This is a genomic window from Amycolatopsis methanolica 239, from assembly GCF_000739085.1.
Taxonomy (GTDB): domain Bacteria; phylum Actinomycetota; class Actinomycetes; order Mycobacteriales; family Pseudonocardiaceae; genus Amycolatopsis_E; species Amycolatopsis_E methanolica.
The window spans coordinates 1,857,073-1,878,763 of record NZ_CP009110.1 but is presented as its reverse complement, the minus strand read 5'-3'; the positions used below and the strand labels follow the sequence as shown (position 1 = coordinate 1,878,763).

Here is a 21,691-nt window from a genome sequence, read left to right as displayed (position 1 = left end):
ACCAGCATGACATCGATCGAGCTCAACGAGAGCCAACGGGAGCTGCGTGAGCGGTTCGTGTCCGAACGGGGCTACTGGAACCCCTTCTGGGAGGGGCTGCTCAGCCTGGACCCCGAGTTCTTCGAGGCCTACCTGACCTTCTCGTCGGTGCCGTGGCGCAAGGGCGTCCTCGAGCCGAAGGTGCGGGAGCTGATCTACACCGCCATCGACGCTTCCACCACGCACCTCTACGAGCCCGGTCTGCGCCAGCACATCCGCAACGCGCTGGGCTACGGGGCGACCAAGGAGGAGATCATGGAGGTCCTGGAGCTGACCAGTGTCCTGGGCATCCACACCTGCACTCTCGGTGTGCCGGTGCTGATGGAGGAACTGGAAGCCCACGAGCGCCGCAACGGCGCCGGCTCGTGACCGGTGTTCTCGCCGCGGGCGGCGCCGCCGGGATGCACGGCCGTCGGGCCGTCGTCACCGGCGCCGCCCGCGGCATCGGCGCGCACATCGCCCGCGAGCTGGCCGCCGCGGGCGCCGAGGTGACGGTGCTCGACGTCAACGACCCCGCCCGCACCGTCGCCACCATCAGGGCAGAGGGCGGGACCGCCACCGGGCACGCGGTGGACGTCACCGACCTGGCCGGGGTGCGCGCGGTCCTGTCCGGGTTGCCCGCACTCGACGCGCTGGTCACCTCGGCGGCGGTGTACGGCGACACGGTTTCCATCGATGACCTCGACGAGTCCGAAGTGGACCACGTGCTGGGCGTCAACGTGAAGGGCACCCTGTGGACCATCAAGGCGGCGTTGCCGCTCCTGCGACGGCACGGTGGCCGCGTGGTCTGCATCGGCTCCGTCGCGGGCAAGGTCGGCGGTGTGCTCGCCGGGCCGCACTATGTGGCCAGCAAGGGCGCCGTGCACGCGATGGTCAAGTGGCTCGCCAAGACCGAGGCTGCGCACGGGATCACCGCCAACGGCGTGGCTCCCGGAGTGGTGGACACCGAAATGGTCGCCGGACGCGGCTACCGGCCTGATTACTGCCCGCTGGGCAGGCTCGCCCAGCCGGAGGAGATCGCGCGGGTGGCGGCGTTCCTCGCCTCCCCCGCGGCCAGCTACATGACCGGCGCCGTGGTCGACGTCAACGGCGGATACGCGATGGGTTGAGAGGAAACGACATGGACTGCGCTGTCATCACCGGAGCCGCCTCCGGTATCGGGCGGGCCTGCGCGGTGCGCCTGGCCGCGACAGGAGCGACCGTCGCGCTGCTCGACGTCAACGGGGCGAGCGGCACCCTGCGGGAGATCGAGGAACACGGCGGCAAGGCCACCGAGTACGCGGTCGACGTCACCGACGACGACGCCGTGCGGGACGTGATCGGTGCCCTGCCCGGGGCGCCGCGGGTACTGGTCAACGCCGCGGGCATCATCGTGCGCAAGAAGCTGCTCGAGTGCTCGGTCGAGGAGTGGCGGCGCGTGGTCGACGTCAACCTCACCGGGTACTTCATCCTGCTGCGGCACGTCATCCCGGCCATGACCGAGGCGGGCGGGGGTTCGATCGTGCAGATCGCCTCGATCGCCGGGCACACCGGGTACGGGTTCTCCTCCTACACCGCGGCCAAGGGCGGGGTGCTCGCACTGACCAAGCAGCTCGCCGCCGAGCTGGCCGAGCACCGGATCCGCATCAACTCGGTGAGCCCGGGCGTGGTCCAGAGCGGCCTGAACCGGGACACCCTGGCCAACCAGGCCATTCGTTCGGCCACTGTGGACAACATCCCGCTCGGACGGCTGGGTGAACCGGACGACATCGCGCGCGTCGTCGCCTTTCTCGCCGGCCCCGAGTCCGATTTCGTCACCGGAGCCGACCTGGTCGCCGACGGCGGCATGACCAGCACGATCCACTGGGGCAAGGCGGGCGCACAACTGCACAGCTTCCACACGGAGGAGCGCTGATGTACAACTTCGCCGCCGTGCTCGAGCACAACCTGGGCCGCTACCCGGACAAGGTCGTGCTGTCCCAGGGCGAGCGCCACGTGACCAACCGCGAGCTGGCCGCCAGGGTGCACGCGCTGGCCGCCGGCCTGCGCGAACTGGGCATCGGCCGCGGTGACATCGTCGCGCTGCTGCTCTACAACCACATCGAATTCCTCGAGACGGTTCTCGCGCTCAACCACCTCGGTGCGGCGTTCCTGCCGTTGAACTACCGGCTCTCCCCCGCCGAATGGGACTACATCGTCGGCAACGCCGAGGCGGCAGCGATCCTCACCGAGCCGGAGTTCGCCGACGCCGCGTCGGCGATCCCGGTCCGGAACCGGCTGATGCTCGGCGAGCGGCGGGAGGGCTGGGCGTCCTACGACGACCTGGTGGCACGGCACCTCGGCGAGGTGGTGCCGCTCGAGGACGTCGGCCCGGATACGCTCCAGCGCCTGATGTACACCTCCGGCACCACCTCCCGCCCGAAGGGTGTGTGCATCACCCACGCCAACCTGCTGTACAAGAACCTCGGCCAGATCGTGGAATTCGGCATCACCAGCGCGGACACCACGCTGGTGTGCGGACCGCTCTACCACGTCGGCGGGCTCGACCTGCCCGCGCTGGCCACCCTGCACGCCGGCGGTTCGCTGATCCTCACGCGGAAGTTCGACGCAGCCGAGGTCGTCGACATCATCGAGCGGGAACGTCCGACCAACATCTGGCTCGCCCCCTCGATGATGAACGCACTGCTGCACCTGCCAGGGCTCACCGAACGGGACACCTCCTCGATCCGGTTCATCATCGGCGGCGGGGAGAAGATGCCGGTGCCGCTCATCGAGCGCATCCGCGCCGCGTTCCCCGCCGCGTGGTTCGCCGACGCCTACGGACTCACCGAGACCGTCTCCGGCGACACCTTCAACGACGCCGAGCACATGCTGTCGAAGGTCGGGTCGGTCGGCAGGCCGGTCGCGCACCTGCGGGTGCGCATCGTCGACGACACCGGCCGCGAGGTACCGCGCGGCGAGCTCGGTGAGATCGCACTCTCCGGCCCCAAGGTGTTCGCGGGGTACTGGCGCGACCCCGAGGCGACGGCCAAGGCCTTGCGCGACGGGTGGTTCCACACCGGCGACATCGGCCGGATCGACCAGGACGGCTACCTCTACGTCGAGGACCGGAAGAAGGACATGATCGTCTCCGGCGGGGAGAACATCGCCACGCCTGAGGTCGAGCGCGTCCTCTACGAGCACCCCGACGTCGTGGAGGCCGCGGTCGTTGGCATGCCCCACGAGCGGTGGGGCGAGGTGCCGAAGGCCTTCGTCGTGCTGCGGCCCGGCGCCGTCGTGGACACCGCCGGACTCGTCGCGTTCTGCCGCGAACGCCTCGCGAAGTTCAAGGTACCCGCCGAGATCCAGTTCATCGATCAGCTCCCGCGCACCCCGTCGGGCAAGGTGCTCAAGCGCGACCTGCGGTCTCTGCCGGTGATCGCGTGAACACGTTCGATCTCGACGGGAAGACGGTGTGGGTGACAGGGGCTGGCAAAGGCCTCGGCCGCACGATGTCCCTGGCGCTGGCGAAGGCGGGCGCACGGCTCGCCGTGACCTCCCGGACCGAGCAGGACCTGCGCACGCTGGCGGAGGAGACCGGGCCGGACACGGTCGTGCTGCCCGGATCCGTGGACCAGCCCGGGTTCGCCGATGACTGTGTGCGACGCCTCGGACGCGTCGACGCCCTCGTCAACTGCGCCGGGATCAGCCCGGTCTTCACGCGCAGCGAATCGTTGAGCGACGACGATTGGCACCAGGTGCTCCGCGTCAACCTCGACGGCACGTACTTCTGTTGCCGCGCCGCGGGTCGCCGCATGCTCGAGCAGGGGGCGGGCAGCATCGTGAACGTGTCCTCGGTGCACGCCACCACCGGCTTCCAGCGGATCGCCGCCTACGCCGCGAGCAAGGGCGGGGTGGAGGCCCTCACGCGGGTGCTCGCGGTCGAGTGGGCCGACCGCGGCGTGCGGGTGAACGCGCTCGCGCCCGGGTACTTCGCCACGGACCTGTCCGACGGCCTGATGAACAGCCGTTGGGGTGAGGTCATCGTCAACGCCGTGCCGCAACGCCGCATCGGTGACGCGAACGAACTGGCCGGCGCGGCGGTCTTCCTGGCCAGCGACGCGTCGTCCTACGTGACCGGCAGCACCCTGCGGGTCGACGGCGGATGGACCGCGCACTGAGTCGCGTGACAAGAAGGCACGGCAGTGCCCGCGCACCGAGCCCGCCGAGCAGCATGCCGCCGAGACCGTACGTCAACGAGATCCCGGTGTAGCGGAAGTGGCGGGGAGAAGCCTTCGGTGAGCACGGTTGCACGGGTTCTTCGTCAAGGTCATGGGTTTGGTCCGCTAAGCCCACGCCCTGGTTCCAGCGATCCGGCGCCGGTGCGGGTTCTGCGTTGGAGCGGTAGACGGCGGATGGTGCTGGGACGAAGACCCAGGTCAGGAGCAGGATGCGGCGTGACCTCTTCGGATTCGCGCAGGTGGTCAGCGCAGCGTGCTCCCCATCTGCTCCCCGCACACGCCAACGGCCCGCCGATGATGGTCGTCGACAGGTCCGTCTGAACAGCTAAAACAACCGGTGGGCGATACTGAGATCGAACCAGTGACCTCTTCGGCGTGGACTATGTCAGTGATATCGCGCTGACCTGCAGGAATACGACTCCCGCACAGGTCGGCGCCGGTCGTTCAGGACCGTGGAGCCTCATCGTGGCCCATCCACCACGTAGCCCCGCTCCCGGCTTGCTCCCCGACGGCGCGATGGCGCTTCACCGGATGCGCATGTGTACGTGACCTGGGTGCGTTGTTGGCACTGGTCCAGGTGATGTAGCCGTGCCGGAAGTCGCTGCGACGACCGTCGGCGATGCTCCTCGTGGCGCTGCATCGGGGTGGTGACCCACGCCGGAGCCCCGATCGACTGGGCCCGTCAACGCTGCGCTCGGACTCGCTGCCGGGCACGCGACCCGCCTGCCGCGCACCTGGCCCGGCATGCCTTCGCCTGTGCGGTGTTGGCGGTGGCTACCGGCCCCGCCGTGGCGGTCACGCTCGCCCCCGGCAGCCTGTCGGTGAGCTGAGCCCGGGGATTGCGGGACTGCGCGCGCCTCCTTTCAGAGATTGTGCTCAGATGTCCAGCGCGCGGCGCACGGCCGCCACGTTCCGCCGGGAAACCGGCACCATCGTGTTCGCCCCGTCGAACTTGTCCAGGACTGCGGACGCGGCCCGCAACCGCCCCTGGTCGGTGGACAGCCACACGTCGTTTCCGTCCGACTCGGCGAAGGACACCTCCGGCAGCCGCAACAGCACCATCCGGTTGTCGCGCGTCGCGACCCCTCGGCGCGGCCGCGGTCGAGGCTGCGCGGAACCGCCCGCCCGCGGCACCTGCGCCCCGTCGGAAGCACCGAAGGAGACCAGGTTCCCGATCACGGCGAGGCGGGTGAAGATCTGCGTCGAGCCGACCCAGTCGGGATTGCTGGCCGCCTGCCTGCTGGCGTACCGGACGGCCCCGATCAGTGCCGGCAGCCCGCGCCGCCAACGCGGCGTGGAGTCGACCGCCGGGGTTGCGGCCGGGACGCCCATGAGCACACACACGGTTCCTGTTCACCGGAACCAACCGGGGCTCGCACCGCCGGTCCAACATCGGTTGGCACGGATGGGCCTGTCGCCGGAGGGCCTGCTCGCGGTGCCGCCACCTCGAACGAGCCCACCCCGGCAGAGATCAAGCAACTGGTCGACCACGTGACGACCAACGTCGTTCCCCGCCGCAACGCAGCGGCGGACGCAACGCAGGCGAACACCTCATCGCCGCCCTGCGCTGCCAGGGCCGACACACCGGGTCCTGGTCGTCGAAGACCGGTGGCTCACCGAGCCGCAGGGCGTCGATGCTCGGGCGACAACTCCGCGCCGAGTGCCGCCTTCGCGTGGACTGACCGTTCGAGCTGAGCGGTCCAGTGCCGGGCCACGACGAGGATCGCCAGTTCGTTGAGCCGGCCGGGCAGGCTGGTGCCGTATCGCAGGAGTTCGCCGAACCGCTGCCGGCGGTCGGCGAGATCGGGCTGGTGCAACGCTGCACGCGTTGCCCCGACCAGCCGTGCACGGGGCCGTCCACGATCTCGCGGTAGACCCTTTCCTGGTCCGGGGTCATGCCTCCGGGTCGAAGCCGGCACACATCGCCACCGAGGCCGCCGCGAGCGAACGGTTCGGCGAGTTTGCCGAGGCGTGGGCAGCCGGGCCACGACGCCTCACGCTACGAGGCGGAGGCGCGCGGTGCAGACGCGTCGATCGGCACCGTACCGCCGGTCCGCTCGGTGATGCGTGCCGCGGTGGAGTTGATCAGCTTGCCGATCGGGTCGATGTTGGCGTAGTCCAGCTCGCTGGAGAAGGCCAAGGTGCCGATCGCCAGGCTGGGCTTGCCCATGTTGTCGAAGACCGGTGCTGCGGCCGCACTCTGGGCGAGGTTGAACTGCCGGATACTGGTGCTGAAGCCCCGCTGCCGCACCGCCGCGAAGACCTCGGCGAGCGATTCACGGTCGGCCACGGTGTATTCGGTGAACTTCTCCACGGCACGGCCCCGGCTCGCGGCGGCGAAGTCGTCGAAGGGACGGTAGGCGTACATCGCCTGCATGAGGGCGGGAGCGGAGAACGGGAAGCGGTCGCCGACATCGACGATGACCCGCACACCCCGGCGGGGATCCGATACGGCGATCACCGTGTACCCGCCCGAGTCGTCCTGCTTGGCGGCGAAGACGACGTAGCCGAGCCGGCGGCTCAGCACGTCGATCTCGTCCTGCACGACCGCGACGATCGAATCGTCGCTGACACCCGTCAATGAGAGGAGCCTGGGGCCAAGAGTCCACCCGCCCCGGCCGTCCAGCTTGCTGACCCACCCGGCGCGTTGCAATGTGGCGAGAATGTTGTAGCAGGTCGACCGGTTCAGCTCGAGCTCGTTGACGAGGACCGTCGGTGAGACGGCCTTCGGCAGTTCCGCCGCCATGCGCTCGAGAATTCGAACGGCTGCACCGACCGCGGGAACCTCATTCGACACGGACGCCCTCCCTCCAGCACCGTTCGGCGATTGCCTGTTCCAGATGACAAGACTGTACATCCCGCCGGCGAGAGGGAGTGCCGTGGTGCAAACCGACGCTCGCCCGGCCGGAGAGGACGGACTCGCCTGCCACGCCATGTCCAGGCACTGTTTCCGAGACTGATCGCGCGTCTTCGCGGGTGGACGCGTTGTCCGTCGTGTCGGCCAATTGCGCAGCCGCGGCAGGTTGTCCTCGGCGAACTGCGTCAGGAACCGCTCCTGGTCGTGGCCGGGGCCATGGAACACGAGGTGGTTCAGGCCCGCGTCCAGGTACGGCTTGATCTGCGCGACGGCCTCGTCCGGGTCCGACGCCACGATCCACCGCTTGGCGATCTGCTCGATCGGCAGCTCGTCGGCCAGCCGCTCCATCTCCTCGGCCGAGGACACGCTGTGCTTCTGCTCCGGGGTCAGCGACAGCGGCGCCCAGAACCGGGTGTTCTCCAGCGCCTTGGCGTGGTCCCGGTCGTAGGACATCTTGATCTCGATCATCTTGTCGATGCCGGCGACGTCCCGCTCCGCCGCGGCCGCGCCCTCGGCGACCGCCGGCATCAGCTTGTCGTTGTAGAGCTCCATGCCCTTGCCCGAGGTGCAGATGAAGCCGTCCCCGGCCCGGCCCGCGTACTTCGCCACCACCGGGCCACCGGCGGCCACGTACACCGGCCGGTCGTAGATCTTGGCGTTGACCAGCGTGTAGTACTCGCCCTCGAACGACACGTTATCGCTGTCCAGGTCAGCACACTTAGGGCGTGTTTGACAAAGATCGCGGTTGGGGGCTGGGATCGTTGTCAGACACGCCCTAGGTCGGTGCCCAGCAGAAACCACTCGCCCTCGCCCAGCACGTCCCGAACCGAGCGCAGGAACTTCCCCCGGTCGGCGGGCAGGAAGTTGCCGATCGTGCCACCGAGGAACGCGACCAGCCGCGGCGGCTCGCCGGGCAGCAGGCCGAGGTGCTCGGTGAAGTCGCCGACCACCCCGCGCACGTCGAGCCCCGGGTAGTCGGCCTGGATCGCCTCCACCGCCTCGGCCGGCCCGTACCCGGCTCGTCCGCTCCGCCACCGCCGACATCGACGCAGGCGCGAGCCCGCCTCGTGCCGCCACGGCAGGAAATGATGGGACACCATCACCTGGTCCAGACCCAGTTCCTCGGCCCGCACTGCGTACTCGACCAGATCCCCCGGACCGAACTGCTCCGCCAGGCCTTGTAGCCGACCTTCAGACCCACGATCATCCTCCCTCGCGATTTACCCGCAGCACGACCCGATGAAGTGCTCGACCGTCAGTTCCTGGGCCTGCGGGCTTTCGATCAGGCTCAGATGCCGGGTCCCCCGAAACACGTGGAGCTTGGAATCCGCGATACCTCGGTGCAGTGCTTCGGCCATGCTGGGCGGGGTCGCGTAGTCGTCCTCGCCGACGAGCACCAACGTGGGCGCAGTGATCGCACCGAGGCGTGCCGAGTCCTCATAGGACCCGAGTGCACGACAGGCTGCGGCGTGAGCCGCGGAGTTCGTGGCGACGAACAGCCGCGACACCCGCTCGACCTCGGCGGGGTTCCGCTCCCGGAAGCCAGGCGAGAACCAGCGGTCGGTCTGGAAGGCGAGTTGCTTGTCGCGGGGCACGCTGACGGCCTTCTCCGCACGCTCACCCCACGCCGCTGCCTTCTCGGGACCGTAGTCGGCGGTGGTGTCCGCCAGGACGAGGTTCGCGACGAGTGCCGGGTGCCGGACCGCCAGGGCGATCGCCGTGCAGCCACCCATGGACATACCCGCCACCCGGGCAGGACCCGCATCGAGGTACTTGATGAGGGCGGCGACGTCAGTGGCGAGGTCCTGAACCGAGAAGGGCGTGCCGTCCCAGCTCGAGCCACCATGCCCCCGGGCGTCGGGAACGACCACCCGGAAGTGCGGGGTCAGCCGGTCGATGAGCCCGCGCCAGATCTCGCCGGATTCCGCGAGCGGGTGGAGCAGGACGACGAGGGGACCGGCACCTTCGTCGAGGAAGTACAGGCGACCCCACGGCCGCTCGAGGTTCATCCGGCATTCCTTTCCGCCGCGAGCCGGACGGCCTTGAGGATCTCCGGGTAGGTGGCGCACCGGCAGATGTTGCCCTCGAGGTGGCTGACGATCTCTTCGTCGGTGGGTGCCGGGTTCTCGGCGAGGAGCTCCTTGGTCATGAGCACGAACCCGGGGATGCAGTACCCGCACTGCATCGCGTTGCTGTCGACGAAGGAGGAGACGACGGGATCGTCCTCGGGCAGGCCGTCCGCAGTGGTCAGCTCGACGTCGTCGAAGCGGACGGCGGCGGCGAGGCACGAGGAGACGCTGTGACCATCGGCGAGCACGGTGCAAGCACCGCAGGCGCCGACCCCGCAGCCCTCCCGGACGCTCGTGATTCCCACGCGCCCGCGCAGAGCGTCCAGCAACAGGGTCTGGTCCTCGACGGGCACCTTGTGGCACGTGCCGTTGACCTTGAGGGTGATATCGCTCATCGCCGGTCCTCCCGGGCATTGCCGTCTCCGGCAGTCAGGGATGTGAGGTGGTTCAGGACCCGCTCAGGGGTGAGAGGAAGAGTGGTGATGCGAGCACCGCACGCGTCCCGGACGGCGGCGGAGTAGGCCGGGGCGATCGCGAGGATCGCCGTCTCTCCCACGCCCTTCGCGCCGAATGGACCGTCGCGGTGGGCACTCTCCACGATGATCGGTGTCAGCTTCTCGGGCACGTCCTTGAACGACGGTAGCTGGTAGTCCAGGAGGGTGGCGTTGGTGAGCTGTCCCTGGTCGTAGACGAGCTCGTCGAACAGGGTGTGCCCAAGTCCCATCAGGGCGGCACCGGCGAGCTGTTGCTCGACCAGCGTGGGGTTGATGGCCTTGCCCACGTCGCCCGCGACGGCGAGGTGCTGGGTCCGGATGCGGCCGGTGTAGGTGTCGACGGCCAGGCGCACAGCGGCCGCTCCGGCGAACCAGTGCTCGGTGGCCTTCTCCGTCAACCCGGTGTCGTGGTCGTAGGGGACCCACCAGCTGGTGAAGTTCTCGGCGGTCGTGACCGTCGCACCGCGTGCGCCGAACTTGGCACACACCAGGTCCTGGACGGAGATCCGGCGGTCGCCGCCGACGTGGACGACTCCCTCGGTGTCGAGCCGGAGCTCTTCGGCCGGGACATCCCACTGCTCGGCGGCGAAGCCCAGCAGCTTGTCGCGCATCGCTTCGGCGACCAGACGCACGGCGTTGCCGGTGTGGTAGGTCGATCGGCTGCCCGCGGTGATGGTGTCGTACGGGGTGGCGTCGGTGTCCGCGCGGACGACGTGGATCAGGCGGCTGTCCAGGCGGAGGACCTGCCCGGCGATCTGCGCCATGATCGTGTCGCTGCCTTGTCCCATGTCGACGGTGCTGATCAGCAGGGTGGCCGAGCCGTCCTGGTTGAGGTTGAGCGTGGCGTTGGCGATCGTGGGCGTGAGCACCGCTTTCATCCCGACCGCGACGCCTTTGCCGTGCACCCACCTGCCGTCGCCTTCGGGCGTGCGCTCGTCCCAGCCGACCGCCTTGGTGACCTCGTCGATGCACGTCACGAAGTCGGCGCTGTGCATCGGTGTGCCGACGGTCGCGACGTCCCCCTCACGGAGCAGGTGACGGCGGCGGAACAGGTACGGGTCCTCCCCCAGCTCGTGCGCCAGCTCGTCGATGAGAGTTTCGTGTGACCAGGTCACCTGAGGGACGCCGAAGCCGCGGAACGGGCCGGCGGACACCTTGTTGGTGTAGACGCAGCGGGAGCGGACGTCGACGCTCTTGATCCGGTACGGGCCGGGCGCGACGAGACCGGACTTGGCGGTGATGCGCGGGCCGACGTCGGCGAAAGCTCCGGTGTCGTAGCGGACGTCGGAACTGAAGGCGACGAGGTCGCCTTCGGCGTCGGCGGAGATCGAGCCGGCCACCTCGGCCCCGTGGCGGCTGGTCAGCAGGAACGCCTCCTCGCGGGTCGCGTCGATCCGGATGCGCCTGCGCGTGGTCCAGGCCAGCGCCGCGGCGAGCGGTTCGAACCGGTCGTACATCTTGCATCCGAAGCTGCCGCCGAGCGGCCGCGTCATGACGCGCACCCGGGACAGCGGCAGGTCCAGCAGATTGGAGATGGTTTGCCGCACGTAGGAAGGTGTCTGCGTGGTGGACAGCATCTCGAGCCGGTCGCTGTCGACCCAGGCGGTGGTCGACGGCAGCTCGATCGGCACGTGATGAGTGGGCGGCGCCCAGGTCGTCGCGGACACCGTGGTGGTGGCTGCGGCGTGTTCCGCGGCCGCGTCCCCGCTGATCTGCCGGTACTCATAGCAGACGTTGGTGTCTCGCACTCCGCGCAGGTGCGCGAGATCGGCGAAGACCGAACTCGGGCGGAGTTCCTCGTGCACGAAGGAGTCGCCGCGCAGGCCGTCGGCGATGTCGTAGACGGGCGGCAACTCTTCGTACTCGACGGCGACCTCCTCGGCGGCGGCCCGGGCTGTCGCCAGGTCGGTCGCCAGCACCGCCGCCACGGCCTCACCGACGTACCGCACCTTGTCCACGGCCAGGCAGGGCTGGTCCGAGAACGCCGGGCCGGTGTAGATGCGGTCACCGAACACCTCGTAGAGGTCCCGGCCCGTGACCACGGCCAGGACGCCCTCGATCTCCAGCGCCGCTGACGCGTCAACCGCCACGATCCGCGCGTGAGGCATGGTGCTGCGGTGGACACCGACGAACGCCGTGCCGGGTCCGACCGGCTCGTCGCCGGCGTAGCTGATCGTGCCGCGCACGCGGCCGAGCGCGTCGAAGCGCGCACGCCGCTCGCCAACCCCGTAGAGGGGCCGTTGGACACCGGCAGCCGGTGACACGCCAGGCCGTGGGGTGTCGGCCGCCGGCGCCTCGGGGGCGGCTGCACGAGTCGCGATCTCAGTCACGGGCGAGCTCCTTCAAACAGCGGCGAACGGCCTCTTCGACGGCGATCCGGCCGAGATGCGCCTTGTAGGCGGCGCTGCCTCGCACGTCGGCGATCGGGTCCATCGCCGAGTTCGCGATGTCGATGGCGGCGTCGACGGCTTGCTGGACGGTCATGTCCGGGGTCTGGTCGAAGGCCAGGTACACGCTCGTGGGGGCCAGAGCGCCCAGCCCTATCCGGATCTCGACGAACCCCTCCTCCGGGACCGCGAGCACCGCGGCCGAGGCGCACGGCCAGTCGTTCTCGCTCAGGCTGCGCATCTTCTCGAAGGCGCCCCGGGAACCGGCCGGTGGCCGGGGCACGGTGATCGCCGTGATCAGCTCACCGTGCTCGACCGCGGTCTCCTGGAAGTCAGTGAAGAACTCGCGGACGGACACCTCCCGGGTCCCGGAGCTGGATGCCAGGTGGACGGTCGCGTCCAGCACGAGCAGCGCGGTCGGCGGGTCGAGCCGGTAGTCACCGTGCGCGATGTTCCCCCCGGCGCTGGCCGTGTTCCGGACCCGCGGGTTCGCGGCCTGTCCGTAGGTTTCCGAGGCCAGCGGCGCGAAGGCGCGAACCCGCGGATCCGTCTCCACCCGGCGCAGCGGGGTCAGGGTGCCGATCGACAGCACGTCCGAGGTGACCATGAGCTCGCCCAGGCCGGGCACCCGGGCGATATCGACGTAGTCCTCGACGAAGAGCAAACCCTGCTTCCGCAGGATCTGGATCGCGGTACCCCCGCCGTAGACCATGGCGTCGTCCAGGTCGTTCAGCAACGCCGTCGCCTCGTCCAGCGATTCCGGACGGTGCACTCGCACGGCACTCACCTCCGCGGGCTCTGACGCTGACCGAGCAGGATCCCGTACCCGAACGACGCGGCGACCGCGAGTCCGATCACGAGCCAGTCGCGACGAACCGGGCCCGCGACTGCGGGCTCAGGAACACCCGTCGGCCCGTGGACCACCGACCTCTGCGACTCGGGGGTGCCGACCGGGGTGACTTGGTCCCCGGAAACCGTGGCCGCCGCGGCAACGGCAGGGGTCTTCTTCTGCGCAGCCGCGCCTCCGCCCTGCAGCACCGGCCGCCCAGCACACACCGCAGTGAGCGCGTCGGCGAACTGCCGCTCCACTTCCGCGGTACGGCGGCGGATCACCGATTCGCCCAGTCGGCCGATCTTGCCCCGGATGGCCAGATCAAACTCGTAGGCGACGTCCGAACCTTCACCAGTGCCCTCACTGCCGGGCGCGAGGGGCGTCACCGTGAGGGTCGCATCAATCCGGATGGTGCTGCCGAGGCGGCGATCCTCGCCGCGCAGGACAGCCTTGACGACGGCGGGCTCGCCGGTGGCACGGGACTCGGTGACCGACAGGATCTCAGCGGTGAATCCGGCCTTCAGCTTCATGTGGGCGACCTCGTTGACCAGGATGCCCCGGTAATGGGTCTCGTCGATCTGGACGAGTTCCTCGCACCCGGGGATGCAGGACTGCATCGTTGCCTGATCGAGGAACAGGGCAATGACCTTGTCGGCCGCCGCCGGGACCGGGAAAGAAGACGCGAGCTTCACCATAATCGACCGCCATAGAGGATTAGATGACCTGTATAGCGGACATTACGACTCGATCCAAGGTGTGTCAAGCAGCATGGCAACCTCGGAGAGAGTAAGGGAACAACGCGGGCGCTCCAGAACCATCGCACTTGCCTCGACACGCAAGCCAGAACTAAGGTCCGTCGGCGACATCCAGTCCGTAGGACGTCGCATCCCCGTTGTGAGACTTGACCGGCAAGCCGAGGAGGCCCCGTGCAGAACAACGCCGTCGCACGACGCTCTTGGCGGGAGGGCGTGACCCGCCGACAGTGGCGATCACTGATCGCAGCCAACCTCGGGTGGCTGTTTGACGGGTTCGAGACCTACGCCCTGATCCTGACCGTCGGTCAGGTCCTGCGCACACTGGACCCGTCCGCCCCGCAGTCCTCGATCGCGTTCCTCAGCGGCGCGACCATCGCCGTGACGCTGCTCGGCTGGGGCATCGGCGGCATCCTCGGCGGAGTGTTCGCCGACTACTTCGGCCGGCGCCGAACCCTTCTCGTCGCGATCGTCCTCTACGCCGTCTTCACCGGACTGACCGCCGCCTCCTGGGACCTGACGTCATTCCTGGTGCTCCGCTTCGTGACCGGCTTCGCGCTCGGCTCCGAATGGGGCACCGGAGCTTCGCTGATCGCCGAGATCTGGCCCAGTCACGCGCGCGCCAAGGCCGCCGGGCTCATGCAGTGCGGCCTGGGTCTCGGCTTCTTCATCGCCTCGGCCTGCTGGTACTTCGTCGCCCCGGTCGGTCCCCAGGCATGGCGGATCATGTTCCTGATCGGTGTGCTGCCCGCGTTCTTCGCTCTGTGGCTGCGGCGCAGCGTCCCCGAGTCCGAGCAGTGGACGAAGGCGAACACTCGTCGGCACTCCCTGCGTGAGCGTCGTCGCGAGAACCTGACCCGTGACGAGGTTTCCTACACCCGGCTGACCCTGCGGCAGATCTTCGCCGACCCGGAGCTGCGGAAGCGCACGATCCTGGGCTCGCTGATGTCCCTCACCACCACATTGGGATGGTGGGGGATCTCGACTTGGGTACCGCTCTACGTCTCCGGGATCGCCGCGGACTCCGGCCGGAGCGCCACGACCTGGGCCAGCGCCGCCGGCATGATCTACAACGTCGGCGCCATCGCCGGTTATATCGGCTTCGGCTTCATCGCCGACCGCGTAGGCCGCAAGCCGGCCACGATGCTCTACTTCGCGGCGTCCCTCCTGCTCACGCCGGTCCTCTTCCTCTGGACCCACGACCTGGGCCTCGTTGTCGTGGTACTGATCATCAACGGCTTCTTCACGCTGGGCCAGTACACCTGGATGCCGGTGTGGTTGCCCGAGCTCTACCCCACGCACCTGCGCGCCACCGGGGCAGCGTTCGTGTTCAACGCGGCCCGCTTCGTCGCATTCCTCGGCCCCCTGCTCGCCGGGGCGATCATCTCCGCCCTGGGCGGGTACGGTGTCGCGGCGACCGTCGTCGGACTGATCTACCTACTCGGACTGGTTGTCGCACCGTTCTGCCCCGAGACCCGCGGCACTTCTTTGGCCGACTGACCCACGACGGCACCCGGCAGTGCCGGACCTGGGATGGGTGGAACTCTTCCCTGCCGAACAACCCTGATCGTGCACCAGGAGTGCAACTCGAGCCTGTGGTTCCGGCGGCCCGATCCGGGCACGTCGGCCGCGCTGGTGGATACCGCCGGGTGGTCCCCCTCGACCACCCGGCGGTCATTCTGGAACGGATACCCACGACAGCAGCAACGGTGCGATCAGCACCCGCACTCCATCGCCGGACACCGGAGTCACCCCCGGCGACCCCGCCCGAAGACAGGTTGCCGTCGGGCGGGGAACTGTGCGAATGTCCCGATCAAACTCGCCGGGCCATCGAGGGGAAGCAGCCATTGTCCCCGGAGGCGTAGGCGACCATGACCGGCGCCGGGACGTGCCGGAGGCACTCAGGCCCGTAGCCGTTCGAGTCGGCGATCGACTATTGGGGCAGCCACGAACGGACGGTGCCCCCCTATCCACATGAAGTTGTCCGTCACCTGCTCAAACTCGCCGAGCACCCCGACGGACCTGCCCTGCGACCAGGCAAGCACTCGCGTGCGGTTCCGCCCCCGACCACGCCGTAGACGCCGAAGCTCGCGGCTGGATAACAGCACCACAGGACGACGACGGCTAACACTCGGCACTTCGAACTCCGGCTCCTGCTCCCACGAGCAGCACAGGCGCCAGTGCGCAACCGGTAGGAGCCGCCCCCCGGGGCACGCGCAGGATGCACACAGGCCGCCACCTGGCAGTTCGGCGCAGCAGGTGGGCGTTCCGGCCGGAAGTCATGTGATCAGCAGATTCGGCTGGGCGGGTGTCATGCACACCGGTCGCGTAACAAACCAGACCAGGAGAGGACCATCGTGGCCGGCTACCCGCCTACCGCGCCCTACCGGGAACCGAGGACTTCCTCTCACAGGAGCGGTCCGTCCGCACGCGGGTCTTCGGCCACCCTTGCCAGGCGATCGAGGGGTACGGCTTCCTGCGCCACGACGGTCACCGCCGGTGTTCCGCGGGCGACGGTGACGGCCCTGGTCACCAACACTGGGCAGGTGGCCGGCGCCGAGGTGATTCAGGCGTACGCCGGCGATCCGATTCTTCAGCGGCCCGGCTCGTGCGCGAACTGAAGGCGGCGGCCAAGAAGCCGGCTGTGTTTGTCGACCGACCGTCATCCAGCTACGAACGTCGCCAAGCGGTCGAGTGCGGTCTCCAGAACGGAGGGGGCGACCGCGTAGCTGAGCCGGACGTGCTCTGGCGCGCCGAAACCACTTCCCGGCACCAACCCGACTCCCTGCTCAGCGAGCAGCTCGCTGCAGAACTCATCCGTGGTTCGGTTCCCGAGCAGTGTCGAGATGTCCGGGAACAGGTAGAACGCTCCGGTCGGGAGTCCGCATCGGACGCCTTCGATCGCGGTGAGCCGCTGGTGGGCGAGGTCGCGACGGTCGCGGTAGGACTTAATCGCCTCCCACGGGACGTCGTCCATGGCGCCGATGGCGGCGTATTGGGCGACGACGGACACGTTGGAGGTGGCCTGGCCCTGCAGGCGGCGGATGAGCTGCGCGATCTCCGGGGGCGCGGCGGTGTAGCCGACGCGCCAGCCGGTCATGGCGCAGCTCTTGGACACCCCGTTGACGACGACGGTACGGTCCTTCAACTCCGGCCCGAGCGAGGCGATACTGGGTACCGCGCCGTCGTCGTAATGGAAGTATTCGTAGATCAGGTCTTCGACGACGAACAAATCGTGCCGCACGACGACCTCGGCGAGTGCCTCCAACTCCGAACGGCTGTAAGTGGCGCCCGTGGGGTTGCCGGGGCTGCTGAGCACAACCGCTTTAGTCCGCGGGGTCACCGCGGCCGCCAGCTGGTCCGCCGTCAGTTTCAAGCCCGCCCCGGTGGGCACGATGACCGGTTCGGCGCCGGTGACCCGCACCTGCTCGGGATAGGTCACCCAGTACGGGGCCGGAACGACGACTTCGTCCCCGTCCTCGCACAGCGCGAGGAAGGCGTTGAAGAGGGCGTGCTTGGCGCCGTTGGCAACGACGATGTCGCCGGGCGCGTATTCCAGGCCGTTGTCTTCGGCGAGCTTGCGCTTGATGCGCTCGCGCAGTTCAGGGACACCGCCGACGTCGGTGTAGCGGTTGCGTCCCTCCGCGATGGCCTTGAGCGCGTAGTCGCGGGCCAGTTCGGGCATCGGGAAGTCGGGTTCGCCGACGGAGAGATTGAGCACCTCCTCCCCCGCTGCGCCGCGGGCGGCGAGCTGAGCGTTGAGCGAGAGCGTCGGTGAGGGGCGGATCGTGGTCGCCCGGGTCGACAGGGGTTTCATGTCAGGGGCCTGCCCTTGGTCTCGGGGGTGAGGAACGTGGTGATCAGCCCGATCGCGACGAGCGCGACGAGGTAGCAGGAGAACACCCAGTCCAACTGATGCGTGTGCAGCCAAGTCAGCACGTACGGGGCGGTGCCGCCGAAGATCGCGACCATCACCGAGTACGGGACGCCGACACCGGAGGCACGGACCTCGGTGGGGAACAGCTCGGCGAAGTAGGCGGGCATGATGCCGACGAAGGCCCCAAGGAAGAACAGCGCGACGCCCATGAGGACACCAAGCCGGAGCGCCGAGTCGTTGATCAGCGACATCAGGGGGAACGACAGCGCCAGAAACACGACCCCGTAGGTGATGAAGACCGGTTTACGGCCGAAGCGGTCGGACAGCTTGCCCCACAGCGGCAGCGTGATCATGAAGAACACGTTGGCCGCCACAGTGGCCCACAGCCCACCGGTCGCGTCGACGCCCTTGCTGCTGATGGCGAATCCGGAGATGCCGACGGCCCAGATGTAGTAGACGACGGTCACGCCGGCGGTGAGCCCGAGGATCCGGGCGAGGCTCTTCTTGTTGCGGGCCAGCGCACGCAGCAGCTCGCGGGTGCTGCGGGTCCTCGCGCCTTCGGTGTAGGCCTCGGTCTCCTCGAGGGTGCGCCGTAGATACAGGCCGACGAGACCGAGGACACCGCCGAGCAGGAACGGCAGGCGCCACGCCCAGTCGCGCAGGGCCTGTTCACCGAACAGGCTCGACCCGGCGGCGCCGATCAGCGACGCCAGCACGATGCCGGCCGTGACCGAGATGTAGAGGCTGGTCGACCACAGGCCCCGCCGCTCGCCGGGGGCGATCTCGGCGACGTAGGTGTAGGAAGCGGCGATCTCACCGCCGTGGGCGAGCCCCTGCAACAGCCGGGCCAGCAGCAGGATGACCGCCGCGCCGACGCCGATCGCGTCGTGTGTCGGCGCGATGCCGATGATGAGGCTGCCCACCGCCATCGTGACCATCGAGGTCGTCAGGGAGAACCGCCGTCCGCGGCGGTCGGCGAGCCAGCCGAAGAAGAACCCGCCCAGCGGTCGCATCAGGAAACCGACCGCGAACACGGCCAAAGTGGACAGCAGGGCGCTCGTGGCGTTGCCACCGACGAAGAACTGCTTGGCGAAGAAGGGCGCGAAGATGGCGTAGACGCTCCAGTCGTACCACTCGAGCGTGTTGCCTATGCCCGCGCCGAACAAGGTGCGGATCTTGCCGGGTGCTTGCCCAGCGGATGCCTTCGCGGGCACGGAGATGGGAGCCGTCATGGGTCCTCCAGGGAAAGGGTCAGGCTGCGGCGGCGCGGCCGGCCACGCGCCCGAAGACCATCCCGCGCAGCACCGAGGTGCCGCCGGGGTACTTGTCGTGGTAGATGCCGGTGCACTCCCCCGCCGCGTACAGGCCGGGGATGGGGGCGCCCTGCTCGTCGACGACGCGGGCGTCCGCGTCAGTCTCCAGACCGCCGAAGGTGAACACGATCGCGCAGCCGACCGGGTAGGCCAGCAGCGGCGCCTCGTCGATCGGCAGCGCCCAGTTGCTCTTGGGTGGGGTGAGCCCGTTGGTGCGCTTGCCATCGGGACGTCGCCAGTTGAACTCACCATCCACAACGGATTTGTTGTAGGCGGTGACGGTTTCGGTGAGCCGGCCTGCGGGCAGGTCCAGCGCGGCCGCGAGGTCGTCGAGGGTGTCCGCGGTGATTGGCTTGCAGCTGGTCAGCAGGCCGCGTTCCCGGTCGGTGACCTGCTCGAACTTCCGGTCGGTGATGAAGTACGCGGTGCCGTCGGGTTGCGACCACACCGCCCGGGCGGTGCTCTCGTAGGTTTCGTCGACGGTGCCACGGCCCTCGTCGAGGAACCGCTCCCCCAGTTTGTTGACCAGGATGCCGTAGGGGAACACCATCACCAGCGCCTCGGGGTTGTCCGCGCGCGGATCAACCGGTTCGGCGTGGAAGCTGTCCCACTGGCCGCCCCGCTTGGCCCCGGCGTCCAGCGCCATCCGGATGCCTTCGCCCTTGTTGAAGGCCACGCCCGGGGCGATGGGGATGAGGGTGCTGACGTCGCCCCTCAGTTCCTTGCCCAGCGTCGCAGGGTCGCCCTCGAACCCTCCGGAGGCGATGACGACCGCGCGGGCGGGGAGGACGTGGTCACCATCCGGGTCGCTGACCCGGACACCGGCGACCCGTCCGTCCGCGGCTGTCACCAGGCTCTGCGCGGTGGTGTGGTAGCGAAACTCGACACCGAGCCTTTCGGCTACCGGGCGCAACGCGGTGAGCAAAGCCTCTCCTCCGCCATGGGGTTGGAGGCGCGGGCGGTTGCTGTTGATGAAATAGGTGGGGAAGCGCCGGAACCGGGCGCCATGCCCCTGGATCCACTCCATGGTCTCGGGCAGGTGCTCGACGAGTGCCTCGACGTACCAGGAGGGGGTGCGGCCGCCGGAAAACGCGACAACCTCCTCCACAAAGGACTCGCTGGGCTCGTAGACGTCGTCCAGGCGCAGGTAGGCCGAGGTCCACTTCGTGTTTCCCCCGGCCTCCAGCGGACCGGCCCGGTCCACCAGGACGACGGGAGCGCCCTGTTCGGCCGCCGAGACGGCGGCCGACAGCCCCGCGATGCCCGCGCCGATCACCACAACCGGGTCCAGCGACGATGCCGATGTCGTCATGCTCTTTCTCCTCGGAAGGCGCGGTCAGGCGCGGGGGTTGAAGGGGTCCTTGACGCCCTGGCCGGTGTCCACCCAGACACTCTTCTCCTCGGTGTACTCGCGCAGCGCGTCGGCACCGTTCTCGCGGCCCAGACCGCTCTGCTTGTAGCCGCCGAAGGGGGTGGCGTAGGAGGTCTTGCGGTAGTTGTTGATCCACACCGTGCCGGCCCGCAGCCGGCTCGCGACCCGGTGCGCACGCTGCACGTTGCCGGTCCACACGCCCGCGGCGAGGCCGAACTGGGTGTCGTTGGCGATGCGCACGGCCTCGTCCTCGTCGGAGAACCGGATCAGCGCGGCGATCGGCCCGAAGACCTCCTCCTGCGCGATGCGCATGTCGTTGGTGACGTCGGCGAACACGGTGGGGCGCACGAACAGCCCGTCCGGGAAGCCGTCGACCTCGGCGGTCGTGCCGCCGGCCACGAGCCGCGCACCGTCGGCCTTGGCCACGTCCACGTAGGACAACACCTTCTCGTACTGCGGGCGGCACGCGACGGTGCCCATCTCGCTGGCGGGGTCCTGCGGGTCGCCGACCTTGATCGCCTCGGCCCGGCGCCTGAGCTCATCGACCACCTGGTCGTAGATGGCATCCTGCACGAGGATCCGGGAACCGGCCATGCAGGTCTGACCGCTGGCCCCGAAGATCCCGGCGACGAGCCCGTTGACCGCGCTGGTCAGGTCGGCGTCGTCGAAGACGATGTTGGGCGACTTGCCACCCAGTTCCAGCGACACGCGCTTGAGCGTCTTGCCAGCCTGCGAGGCGATGGCCTGCCCAGTGGCGGTCGAGCCGGTGAACGCGATCTTGTCCACGCCCGGGTGCCCGGTCAGCGCGGTACCCGACGGGTGCCCGAGACCAGTGACGACGTTGAACACGCCCGGCGGGAGACCGACCTCGGCCGCGAGCTGCGCGAAGCGGATCGCCGACGCCGGCGTCACCTCCGACGGCTTCGCGATCACCGTGTTGCCGGCGGCGAGCGCGGGGCCGAGCTTCCACACCAGCAGCAGCAACGGCGAGTTCCACGGGGTGATCGCCGCGACCACGCCGAGCGGCTCGCGCACGGTGTAGTTCAGCATCTGCTGCACGTGCAGCGGATTGGTGCTGCCGGTCGGCATCTGCGCCAGGCCCGCGTAGTAGTTGAAGTACTCGGGCATCAACTTGGCCTGCCCGACCATTTCACGGATCAGCTTGCCGTTCTCGTTCACCTGCAGCTGGGCGATCTCTTCGGCGTTGTCCGCGATCGCTTCGCCGAACCGGATGAGGAACTTCGCCCGGTCGGCCGCGCGGTAGGCGGGCCAGTCGCCCTCGACGAACGCGCGACGGGCGCTCTCCACCGCCACGTCGACATCCTTCGCGGAGGCATTGGGCACTTGGGCCCACACCGCACCCGACGCCGGGTTCACGACATCGAGGTACTCGCCCTCGATCGGGGCGATCTGCTGGTTGTCGATGAACAGGCCGTAACGGGTGACACCCTCGACAGAGGTGTCCGGCAGCGACTGGGACATGGTCCGCCCTTCTGGTCC

Annotated in this window: 17 protein-coding genes and 4 pseudogenes; 6 read left to right on the top strand and 15 right to left on the bottom strand. The window is 68.9% G+C overall.

Features of this window, described 5'->3' with window-relative positions; translation table 11 throughout:
• The first annotated feature begins 6 nt into the window (after nt 1–6).
• The 5 genes from AMETH_RS09135 to AMETH_RS09115 are packed head-to-tail and all read left to right on the top strand — an operon-like array spanning nt 7 to nt 4,178.
• Entirely contained in the window at nt 7–408 is a 402-nt protein-coding gene (locus AMETH_RS09135; protein ID WP_017987778.1) for a carboxymuconolactone decarboxylase family protein, read from the top strand.
• Nucleotides 405–1,148, top strand: a complete 744-nt coding sequence (locus AMETH_RS09130) for an SDR family NAD(P)-dependent oxidoreductase (RefSeq protein WP_017987777.1) — start codon at nt 405–407, stop codon at nt 1,146–1,148. The genes AMETH_RS09135 and AMETH_RS09130 overlap by 4 nt, the downstream gene beginning before the upstream one ends.
• 11 nt (nt 1,149–1,159) lie before the next feature.
• Nucleotides 1,160–1,933 carry an SDR family NAD(P)-dependent oxidoreductase gene (locus AMETH_RS09125; RefSeq protein WP_017987776.1) on the top strand — a complete coding sequence of 258 codons (774 nt, stop codon included), beginning with the start codon at nt 1,160–1,162 and terminating at the stop codon, nt 1,931–1,933.
• Nucleotides 1,933–3,444, top strand: coding sequence for an acyl-CoA synthetase (locus AMETH_RS09120; RefSeq protein WP_017987775.1), 1,512 nt, complete (start codon nt 1,933–1,935; stop codon nt 3,442–3,444). Before AMETH_RS09125 ends, AMETH_RS09120 begins: the two co-directional genes overlap by 1 nt.
• Entirely contained in the window at nt 3,441–4,178 is a 738-nt protein-coding gene (locus tag AMETH_RS09115; protein WP_017987774.1) for an SDR family NAD(P)-dependent oxidoreductase, read from the top strand. Before AMETH_RS09120 ends, AMETH_RS09115 begins: the two co-directional genes overlap by 4 nt.
• A gap of 936 nt (nt 4,179–5,114) precedes the next feature.
• On the opposite strand, the gene AMETH_RS09110 is transcribed toward AMETH_RS09115, so the two are convergent.
• The 11 genes and pseudogenes from AMETH_RS09110 to AMETH_RS09080 form a co-directional block, all read right to left on the bottom strand.
• The gene (locus AMETH_RS09110; RefSeq protein WP_156131634.1) at nt 5,115–5,576 is read right to left on the bottom strand and encodes a hypothetical protein; all 462 of its coding nucleotides are present in this window, start codon (nt 5,574–5,576) and stop codon (nt 5,115–5,117) included.
• 275 nt (nt 5,577–5,851) lie between these two features.
• Nucleotides 5,852–6,055 (bottom strand): carboxymuconolactone decarboxylase family protein, encoded by a 204-nt coding sequence (locus AMETH_RS36530; RefSeq protein ID WP_223843088.1) that lies wholly within the window; start codon nt 6,053–6,055, stop codon nt 5,852–5,854.
• Nucleotides 6,056–6,237: 182 nt separating this feature from the next.
• Nucleotides 6,238–6,993, bottom strand: a pseudogene (locus tag AMETH_RS37835) (IclR family transcriptional regulator); the annotation flags it as partial.
• 252 nt (nt 6,994–7,245) lie between these two features.
• Nucleotides 7,246–7,794: pseudogene (locus AMETH_RS37830) on the bottom strand (LLM class flavin-dependent oxidoreductase); the annotation flags it as partial.
• A gap of 77 nt (nt 7,795–7,871) precedes the next feature.
• Nucleotides 7,872–8,099: pseudogene (locus tag AMETH_RS36520) on the bottom strand (L-histidine N(alpha)-methyltransferase); the annotation flags it as partial.
• A pseudogene (locus AMETH_RS37825) lies at nt 8,097–8,296 on the bottom strand (LLM class flavin-dependent oxidoreductase); the annotation flags it as partial. The pseudogenes AMETH_RS37825 and AMETH_RS36520, both read right to left, overlap by 3 nt.
• 19 nt (nt 8,297–8,315) lie before the next feature.
• Complete coding sequence (locus AMETH_RS09100; RefSeq protein ID WP_017987768.1) at nt 8,316–9,104, bottom strand: alpha/beta fold hydrolase; 789 nt, start codon at nt 9,102–9,104, stop codon at nt 8,316–8,318.
• Nucleotides 9,101–9,559, bottom strand: a complete 459-nt coding sequence (locus AMETH_RS09095) for a (2Fe-2S)-binding protein (protein ID WP_017987767.1) — start codon at nt 9,557–9,559, stop codon at nt 9,101–9,103. Before AMETH_RS09095 ends, AMETH_RS09100 begins: the two co-directional genes overlap by 4 nt.
• Nucleotides 9,556–11,988, bottom strand: coding sequence for a xanthine dehydrogenase family protein molybdopterin-binding subunit (locus AMETH_RS09090; RefSeq protein WP_223843087.1), 2,433 nt, complete (start codon nt 11,986–11,988; stop codon nt 9,556–9,558). Before AMETH_RS09090 ends, AMETH_RS09095 begins: the two co-directional genes overlap by 4 nt.
• The gene (locus tag AMETH_RS09085) at nt 11,981–12,823 is read right to left on the bottom strand and encodes an FAD binding domain-containing protein (protein WP_223843086.1); all 843 of its coding nucleotides are present in this window, start codon (nt 12,821–12,823) and stop codon (nt 11,981–11,983) included. The genes AMETH_RS09090 and AMETH_RS09085 overlap by 8 nt, the downstream gene beginning before the upstream one ends.
• 5 nt (nt 12,824–12,828) lie before the next feature.
• Nucleotides 12,829–13,572: an SRPBCC family protein gene (locus tag AMETH_RS09080; RefSeq protein WP_017987764.1), complete on the bottom strand. Its 744-nt coding sequence runs from the start codon at nt 13,570–13,572 to the stop codon at nt 12,829–12,831.
• 231 nt (nt 13,573–13,803) lie between these two features.
• Between AMETH_RS09080 and AMETH_RS09075 the strand changes: the two genes are divergently transcribed.
• Complete coding sequence (locus AMETH_RS09075) at nt 13,804–15,129, top strand: MFS transporter (protein ID WP_156131633.1); 1,326 nt, start codon at nt 13,804–13,806, stop codon at nt 15,127–15,129.
• A gap of 1,162 nt (nt 15,130–16,291) precedes the next feature.
• Here AMETH_RS09075 and AMETH_RS09070 read toward each other — a convergent pair.
• From AMETH_RS09070 to AMETH_RS09055, 4 genes are read right to left on the bottom strand one after another with little or no spacing between them, the layout of a single operon-like run.
• A complete protein-coding gene (locus AMETH_RS09070; RefSeq protein WP_017987761.1) occupies nt 16,292–17,446 on the bottom strand; it encodes a pyridoxal phosphate-dependent aminotransferase in 1,155 nt (384 codons plus the stop codon).
• Nucleotides 17,443–18,738 (bottom strand): MFS transporter, encoded by a 1,296-nt coding sequence (locus tag AMETH_RS09065; RefSeq protein WP_017987760.1) that lies wholly within the window; start codon nt 18,736–18,738, stop codon nt 17,443–17,445. The genes AMETH_RS09070 and AMETH_RS09065 overlap by 4 nt, the downstream gene beginning before the upstream one ends.
• Nucleotides 18,739–18,757: 19 nt before the next feature.
• The gene (tcuA, locus tag AMETH_RS09060; protein WP_017987759.1) at nt 18,758–20,131 is read right to left on the bottom strand and encodes an FAD-dependent tricarballylate dehydrogenase TcuA; all 1,374 of its coding nucleotides are present in this window, start codon (nt 20,129–20,131) and stop codon (nt 18,758–18,760) included.
• A gap of 24 nt (nt 20,132–20,155) precedes the next feature.
• Nucleotides 20,156–21,673: an aldehyde dehydrogenase gene (locus tag AMETH_RS09055; protein WP_017987758.1), complete on the bottom strand. Its 1,518-nt coding sequence runs from the start codon at nt 21,671–21,673 to the stop codon at nt 20,156–20,158.
• Nucleotides 21,674–21,691: the final 18 nt, after the last annotated feature.